We start from the raw sequence: 16,901 nt of genomic DNA on the forward strand, positions 1-16,901 counted from the left end.
GAGCGTCAAGCCTAATGCGTGTAAAATACTGAAATTTCCTATTGAGGATAACTTGCCTGAATTACCAGTTTATTCCCTTTGGATGTAAATCTTTTGGCATTTTTACTTTCTTCTGAAGGGACTGTGGAATCCAGAATGTTTATTCCGGGAAAGGATGCTTCAGGAAGTTCGAGCACCAGGGTCCAGGTAGGATCCTTCTGAAGAATCTCAATGTTCAGCCTGCCTTCTTTTTTGGTATAAAAAATATCCAATTCATTTTCTGCAATATGAACATTTTCAAGCGAGGCCTCATCCCAGGAAGAGGGCATAAGTGGAGTGATAGTCACCCTTTTTTCAGAAGCCTTGGGATCTACTCCAAAGAACTGTTTTATAATTGGTACTGCAAAGCTGTAGATGTTCCAGGCCTGTACCACCATCCCGTAATCGGGGCTAACCTCGTACATACTTCCCGGCAGGGCATAGCTAAAGCTCCTTGTCATTCGCTGCAGGTAATCCAGGGCCTTATCAGGATTTCCGTAGTTGTTTTCAGCTATTGCCTGCACTCCTGTAGGTAAGGTCATAACGGCTCCGGTATAGGAAAAGGCTTTGCTGCCTTTAAAAGAACCTTCATCTGTGCCCGCAAGGGAATCCCGGTCTATTCCGGTTACAAAGACCCCAAAGGGGTTTACGAATTTCTCTGCAGTGGAGAGCGCCTTTCTTGCCTGCGTGGTATCTGCGATCTTCATCTCCATAGGAGTGTTCACTACCCAGTTGTGATGTAACACGAAAGGCTTGGCCTCTATGGAAGGGTTTTCCTCTATAAATTTCCTTGTTTGTTGGAGCTCTTTTACCGCCCAGGGTTTATGGAGAGTATCTGCTCTTACAATGGCATCTTCTATTAGCCTTAGGGCCTGTTCATCTGTTCCAATGAAATCGGCAAAGGAGTTATGATCTTCAGACCAGAATTGGGTTCTTATTTTCTCTTTCAGTAAACCGGCGATACTGTCATATTGTTTTGAAGCAGGTGTTTTATCCAGTTCAGCAGCCATTTTAGAGGCGTCTGCAAAGGCTTTTTGGGTATAGGCAGCCACATCTATCATTTCGCTGTCAAGTCCGTGGATTTCCATCATTCCGAAGCCATCAGGAAACAGGTTCTTGTTCTCATCTTTTTCTGTAAGCAGCCAGTCCAGTCCTTTTTCTATAGTGGGATAATATTTTTGCAAAAATTCGCGGTCCCCATTCCATTTATAGATCTCCCAGATAAGAGAGGCGAATTGAGGGGTTTCATTGATATTTCCTTTATTGAAAACATAACCGTTGGTAGACATTTCATGAATGATCCGGCCATTGCCGTTTACAGCATTGGATACGCTGTCCAAAAGTTTAATTGTGTTATACACCGGCTCCACCTGTCCAACCGCCATATAACCTTGCAGAGCATACTCGCTGTCCACGCCGAACCACCAGGGATAATCTGGTAATCCCGCACCTATCCCGCTGCCAATTTGAGGAACGGTGCGCACCAGCCAGTCGCTGTTATATTTGAGCCACTCAAAGGTTTGCTGCATTTTTTTATCAGGAATGCGAAGGCGTGATCTTTCTTCCAGCTTTTGATACCGTTCCTGTTTTTCTTTAATAAGTGCAGCGTAATTTTCCTTCAGGGAATTGAAGGTTGCTATTGCTGCATCTGCAGAGGTGTAGGAGCCGGTGAGGAAGAAATTAATGATTTCTTTTTCTCCTGCAGGGATTTGGAGTGCATACTTCAATTCTCCAGCCGCAGAGGAGCTGGTCTGCTTAGGGATTTCCTTAACGTTCAAATGGCTACCATATAATGCAAACCAAGGGTTTTTAACGTCTTTGGCCATAACAGCGTTTTGCTCCTTAAGGAACCAGATGGTGTCTCTGGCGTTTATCATATTGGTTTCCTCGCCCAACCAGGTGGGACGGAGATCCACATTGCCCAGAAAAGAAAAATTAAGATCTATTTTATCTGCGGAGTTATTGTGTAAAATAAACTGGACTACAATTCCTTCGGTATTGTCCGGGACAAATTGCCACCGTTCTACCTCGAGGCCTTTCTTTACATCAAAGATGTGCCGATTTGCAGTAGGATAATTGATGAATTTAGTGGCATTATTTAAGGCATAACTACCATCGCCAATGCGTAGAGTCGCCTCAAACCCATCCATCAATTTAATAGGATGGTTCCAGATCCCTCCCATTTCTCCCGGGATATGCCAACCCAGATCCGGAAAGCTACCATCCTGATGCCCCACCATATAAATTCGGTTTCCCGCGGTTACATACGGCGAAGAGAGATATGCTTCTGTCCCCTCTATGGAAGGACTGTCTTTGTACAGTACAGACATATCCTCCTGGGGATAAGCATTAAGGTATAAGAAAAAACAAAGAAAGAATAAGGAATATTTCATGTGAGGAGGTCTTTCAAATGAATGGAAGATACGAACAAATTTTAAGCAGCAAATCCCAAAACCGAAAATTCCAAATCCCAAGCACCATATAATTCCTGGCCGGCAGAAGAGTATTGTAGATTGTCTGGATTAACCTTACATTCTAGTCTCTGGTCTCTAGTCTCTAGTTTCTAGTTTCTAGTCTCTAGTCTCTAGTCTCTAGAAGCGTTAGCGGTCCAGATTCTATTTAAAAAGACATCTCACTTTTCAATACTCACTTCTCAATACTAACATCTATAAACAAAAAAAAACGCCTCCCAATTAAATGAAAGGCGTTTATAACAATATATGTTGTTTACTCTATTACTTCCCCGTTCTTATCGTGGAAGTGATATTCGAGGTACGTGTAAGCATCTCTTGGTAAAATTTTTACCCAGCGCTTATGGTCAAAGAACCATTGGGAGCGGGGCGATGGAAAGCCTCTTGTTAAAAAGGCTGCAATAAATGGATGAGCACTAAGGGTGATCTTTTTATAATCCTTCTTAATGATCCTTTCCAGGTCGGTCTTTATTTTATCAATAACAATGATTGGTGCTTCAATTTCACCATCACCATTGGGGTTTTCTTCCCGGGTTTTGATATTAGTTTCCGGCCTTACTCGTTGTCTTGTAATTTGTATCAAGCCAAACTTACTTGGCGGTAAGATCTTATGCTTTGCACGATCATCGCTCATTTCATTTTTAAGGTGATCGTAGAGGGCCTTTCTGTTGTCAGGATTGCCCATGTCTATGAAGTCGATAACAATGATACCTCCCATATCGCGTAATCGCAATTGGCGGGCAATTTCGGTTGCACTTATGAGGTTCACCTCCAATGCGGTATCCTCCTGATTTTTTGCTTTGTTGGACCTGTTGCCACTGTTCACGTCTATAACGTGCATGGCTTCAGTATGCTCTATTATGAGATATGCACCCTTACTCATAGAAACGGTGCGGCCAAATGAAGTTTTTATTTGTCTTTCGATACCAAATTTTTCAAAAACGGGAACGTTTGATTGATACAATTTTACTATTGACTCTTTGTTCGGGGCAATCTCTGCCACGTAATCTTTGATTTGTGAATAAAGCGTTTCATCGTCCACCCATATGGATGTAAAGGTATCATTAAAGATATCTCTTAATATTGATGATGCCCTGTTCAATTCTCCAAGTACCTTGGAGGGGTGGGGCGCTTTATACAGCTTTTTGCACATGCCTGTCCAGCGATCCAGTAAATTCTGGAGATCTCTGTCCAATTCTGCTACTTTTTTGCCTTCTGCCACTGTACGAACAATGATCCCAAAACCTTTTGGTTTTATACTCTTCACCAATCTTTTTAGACGGTCCTTTTCTTCCTTGCTTTCTATCTTTTGAGAGACAGAAACGCGGTTGGAAAAAGGAACCAGCACTATATAGCGGCCCGGCAGGGAAAGCTCTGAGCTTATCCTTGGACCCTTGGTGGAGATGGGTTCTTTCATTACCTGTACCAGTAACGACTGATTTGATTTTAGAACGTCAGTTATACTACCGTCCTTATCAATATCCTTTTCAAAAGTAAAATTCTGTAAGGAATAATCTTTTAATTTACCTGTGCTTACACGTTTTATGAATTTCAACAATGAAGAGACCTGAGGGCCCAGATCGTGATAGTGTAAAAAACCATCTTTGGTATAGCCTACATTTACAAATGCGGCATTTAGCCCGGGAACAGATTTTCGCACCTTGGCAATAAATATATCACCAACGGCAAAATTACTGTCGTCTTCTTCCTTGTTTAGTTCAACAAGTTTTCCATCTTTTAATAAGGCAAAATCTACAGCAGAGGAACCAGATCTTATAATCAATTCTTTGTCCACTCTATTAGATTTTTATCCCGCTTTAGTCGGGATGGATTAAACAATATTTTTATCACAGGGTTTTTAAGCCTGAAGAAACCTTTGGCTTAAATAATGTAAACCAGGTTTCAATTTCAAAGAACGTCTTGTACTAAAAAAAGTAGTGAGAGCACTACTTTTTCTTATGGCGGTTAGCTCTGCTTCGCTTTTTTCTTTTGTGAGTAGCTACCTTATGTCTTTTTCTTTTCTTACCACTTGGCATAGTGTCGATTTTAAATTAGTATTCTATTTCTTATCTCTTATAAGAGAGTTTTATTTTACTTCTACGTTAGTCTTAACACCATCCACAAATACTCGTGCAGGCTTAAATGCCGGTATATTGTGTGCCGGGATCTTGATTGTAGTGTTCTTTGAAATGTTTCTTCCGGTCTTTTCAGCTCTTGTTTTGATCACAAAGCTTCCAAATCCTCTTAAATAAACATTATCACCGCTTTCTAAAGATGTTTTTACTTCTTCCATGAATGTTTCCACAGTAGCTTGAACATCTCCTTTTTCCATTCCTAATTTTTCAGAAATTTTTGCTACGATATCTGCTTTCGTCATTTTCGTACTATTTTATAATTGGGGTTTCTTAATTTTCAAGGGGGCAAATATAAGAATTAAATCTCCAATATTTCAATCCTAATTCATTAAATAGTAACCAAATAAAGATTTATACTTGCAAACAAACTTCTGCATACATGGATTTTGCTAAAACCCTCATTTTTTGGTATTTAAAGAATAAGCGGGAATTACCCTGGAGGCAAAAAAAAGATCCATATCACATTTGGCTTAGTGAAATTATACTTCAGCAAACGCGAATCGAACAAGGTTTGCCTTATTATTTGAAATTTATTAATGCTTATCCTAACGTTTTTGAACTTGCCAGCGCACCTCTTGAGCATGTTCTAAAAAACTGGCAGGGACTGGGTTATTATTCCCGGGCCAGAAACCTGCATACAGCTGCAAAATATATAGTAGAAGAACTTGACGGAGTATTTCCTCTAAATTATAAGGGGTTAAAAGAATTAAAGGGAGTGGGGGATTATACTGCAAGTGCAATTGCCTCGATTTGTTACCACGAACCGGTCGCCGTGGTAGATGGGAATGTATACCGCGTCCTGGCCAGATATTTTAAAATTGATACACCTATTAATAGTACCGCAGGGATCAGGGAATTTAAAGCACTTGCCCGGGAACTTCTGGACCGGGAGAATCCCGGGGACCATAACCAGTCGATAATGGAATTTGGTGCCATTCAATGTAAGCCTCAACAACCTCTTTGCGACACCTGCCCATTCTCCGGAAGTTGCCTTGCATTAAAGACCGGAAAAATTAAGGATCTGCCGGTGAAATTGAAAAAAGCCAAAGTGAAGAAACGCTATTTTAATTACCTGGTATTTCTTTCAGAAGAGAACAAGACCATATTGGAGCAACGTGAAGGCAGGGGGATATGGGAAGGCCTGTTCCAATTCCCTTTATTAGAGACAAAAGATCTTTTAAAGCCGGAGGAGATATTTAATGATTCCAGGTTTCTGGAAATGGCGGGGAAGGAAGTGCGGGAAATAACCCTATTTAATGAAAGCCCTGTCATTCATAAATTGTCCCATCAACATCTTTATACCCGGTTTTGGCTTATCGAAAAGAAGGAATTGGATGGGGAGGGAATTCCTGCTCAACAATTAAAGGAGTATCCTGTACCGGTGCTTATAGCCAATTTCCTGAAGGAGTATGATTTTACATATTGAGATTTCTGTCCTATCTTAATGCCTGCTGAGGATTTTTTAGCTATTTTTAAAATTATTATTAAACAAAATGCTGTAATTTAGCAGATTAAATTTTTCAACTATGACTGGAACTCTCAATAAAGTAATGCTTATAGGCCACACGGGTGATGATGTGAAAATGCATTATTTTGAAGGTGGTAATTCCATAGGCAGGTTTCCCCTGGCAACCAACGAGGTTTATACAAATAAAGCTACAGGGCAGCGGGTTGAGAATACAGAATGGCACAATATTGTGGTACGGAACAAAGCTGCAGAGATTTGTGAAAAATACCTTAAGAAAGGCGATAAGGTTTATATCGAAGGCCGTCTTAAAACCAGGAAATGGACAGATGACAAGGGGATGGAAAGATACACTGTAGAGGTACAGTGTACAGATTTTACATTCCTTACCCCTCCTCCGGGAAGTGGAACCTCCCAGGGAAATGCCTCACAGGGCAGCTCCTCCCAGGGTAATAAACAACAGGAAACCGGATCTCAAAATCCGGGAGCTGCAAGGCAGCAATCCCCCGCAAAAAATGATACTTTTGCCAGTAATTCGATGGGCAATGAAGATGAAGATGATTTGCCCTTCTAAGTTTAACTAAATTATAAGCTATTGGATCCGGATCCTCCCAGTTTAATTTCCCTCTTTTTAAGTTTTGATTATTCCCAGGTCATAAGTGTGTTGATGCTTCTTGTCCTGCTCATTTGTTCTGCTTTGATAAGCGGGGCAGAGGTGGCTTTCTTTTCCCTTACCCCTGCAAATTTCATTACAGAGTCGGGCAAACGCAGCAATGCACAAAAGATAGTGGTGAGGCTGCTGGATAAACCAAAGAAGTTGCTTGCCACCATACTGGTAGCAAATAATACTATTAATATTGCGATTGTCCTGCTTTTTGATTTGCTTACAGATGAGTTCTTTGGCAGGATGAATACCGTGGTCTTTGGACTTGATTTTAAATTTATCGTGGAGGTTGGGGTTATAACTTTTCTCATTCTCCTGTTCGGGGAAATCCTTCCAAAGGTATATGCAAGCCGCAACAATGTGAAATTCTCCAATTTCATGGCCTATCCTATGAACGTGCTTGACACTCTTTTTGCACCGTTAAGTACCCCAATGAGAGCTGTAACCCTGTACATACATGAAAGATTGGGAAAACAGAAAAGTTATATTAGCATAGACCAGCTCTCACAAGCTCTGGAGCTTACCAGAGAAGAAGACACGACCAAAGAGGAACAAAAGATACTAAAGGGGATTGTGTCCTTTGGGAACACAGATACCAAGCAGGTCATGCGGCCCAGGATGGATATTTTTGCTCTTAATCAAAACCAATCTTTTAAAGAGATAATCCCCGAGATCATTGAGAATGGTTATTCCCGTATTCCTGTATATAAAGAGAATATAGACCAGGTAGTGGGAATCCTTTATGTTAAGGACCTGCTCCCATACCTGGATAAAAAGAATTTTGAATGGACCTCATTATTACGTGATCCTTATTTCATACCTGAAAATAAAAAGCTGGATGATCTTCTAAAGGAATTCAAGGAAAAGAAAATTCACCTTGCTATTGTGGTAGATGAATATGGTGGCACCAGTGGTCTTATTTCCTTAGAGGATATTATCGAAGAGATTGTGGGGGATATAAGTGATGAATTTGATGATGAGGATTTGATCTTTTCTAAACTTGATGACAGTAATTTCGTTTTTGAAGGGAAAACCCCTTTAAAAGATTTTTATAAGATAATACGTCTCGAGGATCCTGTTGCCTTTGAAGAAAACAAGGGGGAATCTGAGACTTTGGCAGGATTTTTACTGGAAATATCGGGAGGTTTTCCTAAAAAGAATGAGATAATTACCTTTTTAAACTACAAGTTTACTGTTGAGGTAATTGATGATAAAAGGATCAAACAAATAAAGCTAAGTATTGAGCCGGTTTCCTAAAGCAAGGTGCCTGCCCCATTTAAATTTTCATGAAGAACGTTTTACCCTATATCCTGTGTTTATTCTTATTAGCCTCCTGTGGGGATGAGGCAGTACCCAAACCAAAGGCATTTTTAGCCCTGGAGTATCCCGAAGCCAATTACCTGCCTTTCCGCCTCAATTGTCCGTTTAGTTTTGAAAAGAACGATCTAAGCATTGCAAGACCGGCCCGGAGCAGTAATCCTTGCTGGATAAATTTGGACTACCAGCTGTTAAATGCTACTGTTTTTATCACTTACCAAAGCGTGAATGGCAATATAGACTCCTTGCTTATGGACGCACAGCGGCTGCCGCTGCAACACACCATAAAAGCCGATTTTATCGAAGGTGATATCTACACCAATCCTGGACACAACACCTACGGAATGTTCTACGAAGTAGATGGAGATGCTGCTTCACAGGCGCAATTTTATGTGACAGATAGTGTTAGTCATTTTTTGACCGGCTCGCTGTACTTTAACAAAAAGCCCAACTTTGATTCCATTATGCCGGCTGCAGCCTATCTCAAAAAAGATATGAAACATCTTATGGAAACCCTCAAATGGCAGGATTAGTCTTTTCTTTGTGCCGGTTTCACCACTCAATTAATTTCTGAAAATGCCCGTAAAGAACCTCAAGTGGATCTATCTTATACTTCTATCCCTGGTGTGGGGGAGCTCTTTTATTCTTATAAAAAAAGGTCTTGTTGGTTTAACAGCCTTGCAATTGGGTTCCTTCAGGATAATTTTTGCAGCTGCTTTTCTAATTATAGTCGGTTTTAAAAGCATCTACCGCCTTAAAAGGCAACAGTGGAAGTGGATAGTGATCTCCGGGTTTTTGGGTTCTTTCTTTCCAGTGTACCTGTTTGCTTTTGCTGAAACCGAGATTGACAGCGCTGTAGCTTCTATTCTTAATGCCACGACACCTTTAATGACCCTTATCTTTGGAGTTATATTCTTCGGGATGTTGTACACGCAGAATAAGATAACCGGGGTTATCATAGGTTTAATAGGAACCCTTGGCCTCATAATAAGCGGGGCACAGGTAAACCCAGACCAGAATTATCTCTATTCGGGCCTTGTGGTTCTTGCGGCCGGTTGTTATGCCGTTAATGTAAATATTCTTAAAAAGTATATGAACGATATCTCTGCCCTGGGGATAGCGGCCGGTAATTTCCTGGTGCTGCTTGGACCTGCTTTGGCAGTTCTGTTTTTAACCGACTTTTCCATAGTAGATATCGCGGCAAGTGAAGAAGTAAAACTATCTGTACTATACGTTGCCATTTTAGGGGTGATAGGAACAGGGATTGCGCTAATAATTTTTAACCGTCTTATCCAGATCTCAGACCCTGTCTTCTCTTCCTCTGTCACCTATACTATCCCTGTGGTGGGGCTGGCCTGGGGGATCCTTGACGGGGAGATCTTCAGTTGGTTGCAGCTTCTGTCTACCGCTATTATCCTTCTTGGGGTATTCATAGTGAACAGGCCAAAGAATTTGTATTCTAAAAAAGTATCTGCTGAAAAATCTTCGTGATCAATTGAACTTCAGGTCTTAGGTGATGCTTCAGTCGCAACCTTTCGTGAAATAGAGTATAATCTGAAGTATTTCTGCTGAAGATAAAACTGCAATTAGCCTTTATGACCTTCAGAAAAAATCAACAGGTAACATTTTTCAGAAAAAACATTGAAAAAAAAAGAGGCTGCCTAAAAAGACAGCCTCCGTTCCACATTAATTAAACCAACTATTCAAAATCGGCATCTGTTACCCCTTCATTAACCTGAATCGAGGTAACATTGAATTCAAAACTTTGCGGCCCAAAAGACTGGGAAATTCTATGAGGGAACTTAACCCCGTTTATCTCCTTATATTCGCTAAATCCTGTAGGAACTGTCATAGTTTGTCCCATTTGGGAAACTGTTTTTACAGACTGTACTTTTAAGCCTGTTTCCACATCATAATATGCAGTGGTATCATCACTTAGGGCTACAGCATAGGCGTCTTTGCCTTCCACTTGCTCTATGCCCAATACCTTTGCATCCCCCGGGGTAAGCTCTGGAAAAGGATTTGCCTCTGCTTTGGCTGCATTTAGCTGCTCCTCTGTATAAGCAATTTTTTGACCCTGGGCTACCATGAATCCGCTTTCACCATTATATACCTGCCTGGAAATTACATTTCCTCCCATAGCAATACTCATTGCCGACTGGCCTGCCACCGTAGTTTTTTGTTCCAATTCCAGCTTTTGTCCCTGTATCTCTGCCTGAGCTTTCATAAGAACGGTTTCAACATCCTCTACTGCTTCCCTGCCACCAATTGCCTTGATGTAATTGTCAAAAACAGTTTTGGTTGTTACAGATGCGTCAACTGTTTTGTTGAATTCTGGACGACTAATCTCGTTTGCCTTTTTATCAAAATACTTTACAGGAATGTTCTTTCCATTGTAGCTAAGGTTTTCAAGGCTTTCTGCCACTTCACTTCCCTTACCTGCAACTACGATCCTGGCATTATCTGCCATGAAATATTTCTTTGCTACCCTTTGTACATCATCTGCAGTAACTGCATTGATGTTCTTAAGGTAGTTTTGATAATAATCCTTAGAAAGTCCTTCAGTTTCCACAGTTAGGGCATATCTCGCGATTGTAGTTGGTTGCTCAAGAGCCATTACAAAGTTACCCACGTATTTGGCTTTGGCATCTTCAAGCTCCTCCTGTGAAACTTTTTCATTTCTTATCCTGTAGATCTCATCAAGAAAAGCAACCACAGCACTGTCTGTAACCGCGTTTCTTACACTGGCGCTGGCTACAAAAGTAGAAACATACTTATCGTCCCCAGTCCTGGAATATGCTCCATAGGTATAACCTTTATCCTCACGCAGGTTTAGAAAAAGTCTTCCTTCTCCACCGCCACCAAGGATCTGGTTGGCAACGATTGCAGGAAAATAATCTTTATCACCCTTCTTTAATTTCAACGTATTTACAACGGCTACTTCACTTTGAACAGCGTTTGGCATATCCAGGAAGTTCACTTGTGTTGCCGTAACATTTTTAGGTTCAGGAAGTGTGAAAGTAGGGATGTTTTTCTTTTTCCAGCTCCCAAAATGTTTTTGGATAAGTGGTTTTACCTCGTCCATATTAGTATCACCAACTATTACCAAATAAGCATTGTTTGGATTAAAATAGGTGTCATAGTAAGACTGGACATCTTTCAAATTTAATGACTGTGTGCTTTCTTCAGTTTGCATCTCACCATATGGATGATCCTTGCCATAGGCCAGGGCAGAGCGAAGCCTGCTTGCATTTGCAGCCACATTTTTCTCATTCGATTTCAGGTTTTCAAGAGATCTTTCCTTTTCCTTGTCAAATTCCTCCTGAGTAAACTGAGGATTCAAAGCAGCCTCAGCTACCAGTTCCAATATTCTCGGAAAATATTTTGAAAGTGAGTTGGCAGCAGCCCCGCTGGAAAAGAAGTTTACATTTGCTCCAAGGTAATCTATCTCCTCATTGAACTCATCCTTGCCAATATTTTTAGAGCCTGAACCCAAAAGGCTACCAGTAAGAGAGGCAACTCCTTTCTTAGTGCCTTCAGGTGCAGGTGGGTTATCCAGGGTTAAGGTCATATTAACCCTTGGTAATTTATGGTTTTCTACCAAAAGTACTTTAAGCCCGTTATCCAGGGTGAAGGTTTGAGGGGTTCCCAGGTTGATCTCGGGAGCAGGTCCTGCTTCCGGTTGCTTGCTACGGTCAATTTGTGCCTGCAATCCAAAGGATACCAGGAATAAAACTGCTAAAGCTTTTATATTGTTTTTCATATTTTGTTCTTATTATTATTTACTCTGAATCTGAATTTTTCGGCATATATCTTAATACAAGTCTTTGATTTGGATTAAGATATTTCTTTGCAACTTCCTGAATTTCTTCTCTTGTGATTGAACGGTAGATGTCTATCTCATTGTTGATAAGATTGGTGTCCCCATATAGCATAGAGTAAGTGGCAAGTGATCCTGCGATACCGGCAACACTGCTGTTTGAGTTCACAAAACGGTTCTCAAAAGTGTTCTGAAGCTTCTCAAATTCTCTTTCAGATATAAGTTCATTCTGGATCTTTTTAATTTCCTCATCTGTTTCTTCGATAAGTGTATCAAGTGGGGTGTCTCCCATTGGAATTCCAAAAACGATATATTGCCCGTAATCCTCCTGGCTTATATTAAAAGCTCCAATTTGCAGTGCCTGTTTTTGCTCATCTACCAGTTTTTTATACAACCTGGATGATTTCCCGTCAGATAATACAGAGGAGATCATATTTAATACATAAGCGTCCCTTTCCTTCATAGAGGGTGTACGGTATGCAGTTACGATTGCCGGAAGCTGGATGTTAGGGTCCTCGTAAGTCGCATTGATTTGTTCTGTAATTGGATCTTCCTTTACATTAACCCTTTCCACAGGTGCTCCTTTTGGAATTGGACCAAAATAGTCCTCTACCATTTTTTTGGTTTCCTCTATATTAATATCCCCCGCAACTACCAGGGTTGCATTGTTTGGAACATAGAATTTTTCATTGAAGGCCTGGAATTCTTCCAGGGTAGCAGCATCAAGGTGATCCATAGACCCTATGGTTGCCCAGCGGTATGGATGTTTGGTATACAGGTTTTTCTTTACCTCGGCAAGAATTTGACCGTAAGGGGCGTTATCAACCCTTAGCCTTTTCTCTTCCTTTACAACTTCATTTTGAGTATCTACACCTTTTTGATCTATGATAGGATGAAGCATACGTTCAGACTCCATCCATAATCCAAGTTCCAGGTTATTGGATGGAAAGTTTTCATAGTAATAAGTTCGGTCATCAGATGTGTTGGCATTGTTGCTGCCTCCATTTGAAGTAACCAGTTTGAACCAGGAACCTTTTTCTATGTTCTTTGTCTCTTCAAATAAAAGATGTTCAAAGAAATGGGCAAAACCTGTTCTCTCAGGGTCTTCATCCTTTGCTCCCACGTGGTACATTACAGATGTAGTTACAACAGGAGCTGTATTATCCTGGTGCAGGATCACCGTTAAACCGTTATCCAGCTCGTATTCGGTGAATTCAACTTCTTGCGCAAAACCTGTTATAGCCAGGAATAGTGCGCAGGCTGACAATTTAAATTTGTTGATCATTTTGTATGGTTTTATTAATGTGAAATATTAGTAGCCAATTTCTATACTTTGTTACAGAAAAATTTGCCTATATTGGTGATGAGGGCTTGGTCAAAATGTTAATATTAACAGCATATTAAGGCATTTGCTCCTCTTTTTTTTCGAGATTTGTAAGTGAAAAAGCAATAAAAATGAAAGACTTGTCTATACCTGTTAAATACAGTTTATTTATTTCAGCAGGCTTAATTGCCTATTTCTTAATTATTTCCATCTTTGGTGCACATACAAATCCCTTTTTTAGTTTATTCAATCCGGTTATTGTAGGAATTGGAATGTATGCAGCCATCATAGCTTATAAAAAGAAAAAAGGCGGTAAATTTAAATATCAAAAGGGTTTTCGTACAGGTTTAACCACAGGATTTATGGCTACGATCTTTTTCACGATTTTCTTTGCTTTTTATGCGACTGAAATAGAGCCCAATTTTATTGACAGGCTATTGTCCATGTGGGATAGTGACTGGTACGTAAATATAGGAATGGTGGTGTTCACTGTGGCATTGATGGGGTTTGCCACCAGTGTGGTTCTTACCCTGGCATTTATGCAAAAATTTAAGGATAGCTGGAACACCCGGGAAGGTAGAGAGCACACCTTTTAAAAAATAATAAAGACTTTGTGAATTAATTAATTCGAAGTATATTTGCACCCGCCTTAAAAAAATTTAGGGTGGGTTTTTCTTTAAAATAATTAATTAATAGATACGCTATGTACGCAATTGTAGAGATAGCAGGGCAGCAATTTAAGGTTGCAAAAGACCAGAAAGTGTTTGTTAACCGTTTGACCGGTGAAGAAGGGGACAGTATTTCTTTTGATAATGTTCTTCTTACAGGTGATGGTGACGATATTACTTTAGGCGCCCCAGCTATAGACGGAGCTTCGGTAGACGCTAAGATCACCAGGCACGTTAAGGGAGACAAGGTTATTGTCTTTAAAAAGAAAAGAAGAAAAGGTTACCGTGTGAAAAATGGTCACCGCCAGTCATTGACTGAAATTTCTATTACAGGAATTTCTTTGCCTGGTTCTAAGAAATCTTCTTCTAAGAAAGAGGAAACTAAAAAAGAAGAGACAAAAGCTTCCAATGATCTTAACGACCATACAGTTGTGGAATTAAGGGAAATGGCTAAAGAAAAAGGAATTGAAGGTTACTCTTCAATGAAGAAGGCAGAGCTTGTTGCCGCTTTAAGTTAATTGTTAATAGTTAAAAACGAAATAAAATGGCTCACAAAAAAGGAGTTGGTAGTTCCAAGAACGGTAGAGAATCTGAATCGAAACGCTTAGGTGTTAAGATCTTTGGAGGACAGGCTGCCGTAGCAGGAAACATCATCGTTAGACAAAGAGGTACTGCTCACAATCCAGGAGAGAATGTGTATGCAGGAAAAGACCATACTTTACATGCCAAAGTTGACGGCCTTGTAAAATTTACTAAAAAGAAAAACAATAAATCATACGTTTCTATCGAACCGTTTGAGGCTTAATCATTCTTTTTAAGATATTTAAAAAACCCTTTCTTAACAGAGAGGGTTTTTTTGTATATTTAAGTCTAAACCTCTTGTATGGAATTCATCACGATTTATAACACTCATGATACTACAGAAGTTTCTATACTTAAGAACCTTTTTGATAAAGAAGGCATAGAGTATAAAGTGTTGGGAGAAGCCACAGCCTCTTCTGCCGGGATCGCTGCTTCCGGCAATACAGGAATAAGGATACAGGTAAGGGAAGACGAAAGGGAGAAAGCAAAAGAGATCCTTGTGGAAAGTGGTTTCTTAGGCCATAAGAAGGATCATCACACCAAAAGAAGAAGCGGCCCTGCAGTAAACAGGTGGGTGCTTATTTTTCTTGCCGCCCTTGTACTGGTGCTGGTTGCATTGCTTATTACGTGGTTCATGAATGTGGAATAAGAAGAGGCTGGTCTTGATTATTGCCTTTGAGCTGCTTCCCGCTTACGTATTGTTTTAATTTGATTTCCCAATGAGTTATTTCACTATATATACTACTTCGCGACAAACGAAGATCATTATCCTGAAACAACTTTTTGAGGAGCATCATATAGATTACAGGGTGCTTAAGGAGCCAAAGTATAGCGCCGTTCCGGTTGGTTTTCGAATCCAGGTTACAGAAAAACACGGGGAAAGGGCGAAGAATATTTTGAAAAACCACGGTTTCCTGGGAACCCCTGAGCCTGCCCCAGATTCACATATGCTCTCCAGGTTCTGGATCTACCTGAGCATGGCTCTTTTTTTAATCGTAATTATCTCAATCCTAATTAAACTTTCAGGAAATCTTTAATAATAAAACCTCTCAACCACGCAGGGTTAAAGAGGTTTTTTTAAATTTCTAAAGACTAAAGACTAAAGACTAAAGACTAATATCTGTAATACTCCGGTTTGAAAGGTCCTTCAACGGTTACTCCAATATATTCTGCCTGCTCTTCAGAGAGTTCAGTAAGCTCCACGCCGATTTTTTCAAGGTGTAGTTTTGCAACCTTTTCGTCAAGATGCTTCGGCAGCATGTAAACCTTGTTCTCATATTGGTCTGTATTCTTCCAGAGTTCAATTTGAGCCAAAGTTTGGTTTGTGAAGGAGTTACTCATCACAAAACTTGGATGTCCTGTTGCACATCCAAGGTTTACCAGTCTACCTTCAGCAAGAAGAATAATATCCTTCCCGTCAATGGTGTACTTATCTACCTGAGGCTTAATAGTATTTTTAGTGTTTCCGTGGTTATTATTTAACCAGGCAACATCTATCTCATTATCAAAATGGCCAATGTTACAAACAATTGTTTTGTCCTTCATTGCCTCGAAATGTTCGCCGCGCACAATATCCTTATTACCTGTAGTTGTAATAACGATATCTGCTTTTGGAAGTACGGTCTCCAGCTTTTTAACTTCAAAACCATCCATTGCAGCCTGCAGGGCACAAATAGGATCTATTTCTGTAACTGTAACTATCGAGCCGGCACCTCTAAAAGATGCAGCGGTACCTTTACCCACGTCGCCATAACCACAAACCACAACTCTTTTTCCTGCAAGCATAACGTCTGTAGCACGTCTTACTGCATCTACAGCGCTTTCACGACATCCATATTTGTTGTCAAATTTTGATTTGGTAACAGAATCATTAACGTTGATCGCAGGCATAGGAAGTGTTCCTTTTTTCATACGCTCATAAAGACGATGAACTCCTGTGGTGGTCTCTTCAGATAGTCCTTTAATACCTTCAGCAAGTTCAGGATACTGGTTTAAAACCATATTTGTAAGGTCACCTCCATCATCAAGGATCATATTCAACGGCTTACGATCTTCTCCAAAGAATAAAGTTTGCTCGATACACCAGTTAAATTCCTCTTCATTCATACCTTTCCACGCATACACAGGGATACCTGCTGCTGCTATTGCTGCGGCAGCCTGGTCTTGTGTAGAAAAGATGTTGCAGGAGCTCCAGGTAACCTCAGCACCCAGAGCCACCAAAGTTTCAATTAAAACTGCAGTTTGGATAGTCATGTGTAAACAACCTGCAATGCGTGCTCCTTTAAGGGGCTGTTCATTTCCAAACTCCTCCCTAAGGGACATGAGCCCGGGCATTTCTGCCTCAGCAAGTTCTATTTCTTTTCTTCCCCAATCTGCAAGGGAAATATCTTTAACTTTATAGGCCGTATAAGGCACCGTTTTAGTTGACATATTATTA

16 protein-coding genes are annotated in these 16,901 nt (G+C 40.3%); 10 read left to right on the forward strand and 6 right to left on the reverse strand.

The window, feature by feature from the left end; all coding sequences use genetic code 11:
* Window positions 1-38: 38 nt before the first annotated feature.
* The 3 genes from FHG64_RS10625 to FHG64_RS10635 form a co-directional block, all read right to left on the reverse strand.
* Window positions 39-2,411 (reverse strand): alpha-L-rhamnosidase-related protein, encoded by a 2,373-nt coding sequence (locus FHG64_RS10625; protein WP_139066383.1) that lies wholly within the window; start codon window positions 2,409-2,411, stop codon window positions 39-41.
* A gap of 334 nt (window positions 2,412-2,745) precedes the next feature.
* Window positions 2,746-4,284, reverse strand: coding sequence for an Rne/Rng family ribonuclease (locus FHG64_RS10630; protein WP_139066384.1), 1,539 nt, complete (start codon window positions 4,282-4,284; stop codon window positions 2,746-2,748).
* Between the two features lie 291 nt (window positions 4,285-4,575).
* The gene (locus tag FHG64_RS10635; protein WP_139066385.1) at window positions 4,576-4,866 is read right to left on the reverse strand and encodes an HU family DNA-binding protein; all 291 of its coding nucleotides are present in this window, start codon (window positions 4,864-4,866) and stop codon (window positions 4,576-4,578) included.
* A gap of 137 nt (window positions 4,867-5,003) precedes the next feature.
* On the opposite strand from FHG64_RS10635, the gene mutY reads away from it, so the two are divergent.
* The 5 genes from mutY (at window position 5,004) to FHG64_RS10660 (ending at window position 9,561) form a co-directional block, all read left to right on the forward strand.
* Window positions 5,004-6,050 carry an A/G-specific adenine glycosylase gene (mutY, locus tag FHG64_RS10640; RefSeq protein ID WP_139066386.1) on the forward strand — a complete coding sequence of 349 codons (1,047 nt, stop codon included), beginning with the start codon at window positions 5,004-5,006 and terminating at the stop codon, window positions 6,048-6,050.
* Between the two features lie 100 nt (window positions 6,051-6,150).
* Complete coding sequence (locus tag FHG64_RS10645) at window positions 6,151-6,663, forward strand: single-stranded DNA-binding protein (RefSeq protein WP_139066387.1); 513 nt, start codon at window positions 6,151-6,153, stop codon at window positions 6,661-6,663.
* Between the two features lie 21 nt (window positions 6,664-6,684).
* A complete protein-coding gene (locus FHG64_RS10650; protein ID WP_139066388.1) occupies window positions 6,685-8,010 on the forward strand; it encodes a gliding motility-associated protein GldE in 1,326 nt (441 codons plus the stop codon).
* Between the two features lie 29 nt (window positions 8,011-8,039).
* On the forward strand, window positions 8,040-8,603 hold the full coding sequence (gldD, locus tag FHG64_RS10655; protein WP_139066389.1) for a gliding motility lipoprotein GldD: 564 nt from the start codon (window positions 8,040-8,042) through the stop codon (window positions 8,601-8,603).
* 43 nt (window positions 8,604-8,646) lie between these two features.
* Window positions 8,647-9,561, forward strand: coding sequence for a DMT family transporter (locus FHG64_RS10660; protein WP_139066390.1), 915 nt, complete (start codon window positions 8,647-8,649; stop codon window positions 9,559-9,561).
* A 208-nt stretch (window positions 9,562-9,769) separates the two neighbouring features.
* Here the strand turns inward: FHG64_RS10660 and FHG64_RS10665 are convergent, their stop codons facing one another.
* The gene (locus tag FHG64_RS10665) at window positions 9,770-11,833 is read right to left on the reverse strand and encodes a M16 family metallopeptidase (protein WP_139066391.1); all 2,064 of its coding nucleotides are present in this window, start codon (window positions 11,831-11,833) and stop codon (window positions 9,770-9,772) included.
* A 19-nt stretch (window positions 11,834-11,852) separates the two neighbouring features.
* Entirely contained in the window at window positions 11,853-13,175 is a 1,323-nt protein-coding gene (locus FHG64_RS10670) for a M16 family metallopeptidase (RefSeq protein ID WP_139066392.1), read from the reverse strand.
* 170 nt (window positions 13,176-13,345) lie between these two features.
* On the opposite strand from FHG64_RS10670, the gene FHG64_RS10675 reads away from it, so the two are divergent.
* From FHG64_RS10675 to FHG64_RS10695, 5 genes are all read left to right on the forward strand, one after another.
* Window positions 13,346-13,810 carry a DUF4199 family protein gene (locus tag FHG64_RS10675; RefSeq protein WP_139066393.1) on the forward strand — a complete coding sequence of 155 codons (465 nt, stop codon included), beginning with the start codon at window positions 13,346-13,348 and terminating at the stop codon, window positions 13,808-13,810.
* A 107-nt stretch (window positions 13,811-13,917) separates the two neighbouring features.
* Complete coding sequence (rplU, locus tag FHG64_RS10680) at window positions 13,918-14,400, forward strand: 50S ribosomal protein L21 (protein WP_139066394.1); 483 nt, start codon at window positions 13,918-13,920, stop codon at window positions 14,398-14,400.
* A gap of 26 nt (window positions 14,401-14,426) precedes the next feature.
* A complete protein-coding gene (gene rpmA, locus FHG64_RS10685; protein WP_139066395.1) occupies window positions 14,427-14,687 on the forward strand; it encodes a 50S ribosomal protein L27 in 261 nt (86 codons plus the stop codon).
* A 78-nt stretch (window positions 14,688-14,765) separates the two neighbouring features.
* On the forward strand, window positions 14,766-15,113 hold the full coding sequence (locus FHG64_RS10690) for a putative signal transducing protein (protein WP_139066396.1): 348 nt from the start codon (window positions 14,766-14,768) through the stop codon (window positions 15,111-15,113).
* A 70-nt stretch (window positions 15,114-15,183) separates the two neighbouring features.
* A complete protein-coding gene (locus FHG64_RS10695) occupies window positions 15,184-15,501 on the forward strand; it encodes a DUF2007 domain-containing protein (protein ID WP_139066397.1) in 318 nt (105 codons plus the stop codon).
* 76 nt (window positions 15,502-15,577) lie between these two features.
* Here the strand turns inward: FHG64_RS10695 and ahcY are convergent, their stop codons facing one another.
* Window positions 15,578-16,894 carry an adenosylhomocysteinase gene (ahcY, locus tag FHG64_RS10700; RefSeq protein ID WP_139066398.1) on the reverse strand — a complete coding sequence of 439 codons (1,317 nt, stop codon included), beginning with the start codon at window positions 16,892-16,894 and terminating at the stop codon, window positions 15,578-15,580.
* Between the last annotated feature and the right edge of the window lie 7 nt (window positions 16,895-16,901).

This window comes from Antarcticibacterium flavum, assembly GCF_006159205.1.
Classification (GTDB): Bacteria; Bacteroidota; Bacteroidia; order Flavobacteriales; family Flavobacteriaceae; genus Gillisia; species Gillisia flava.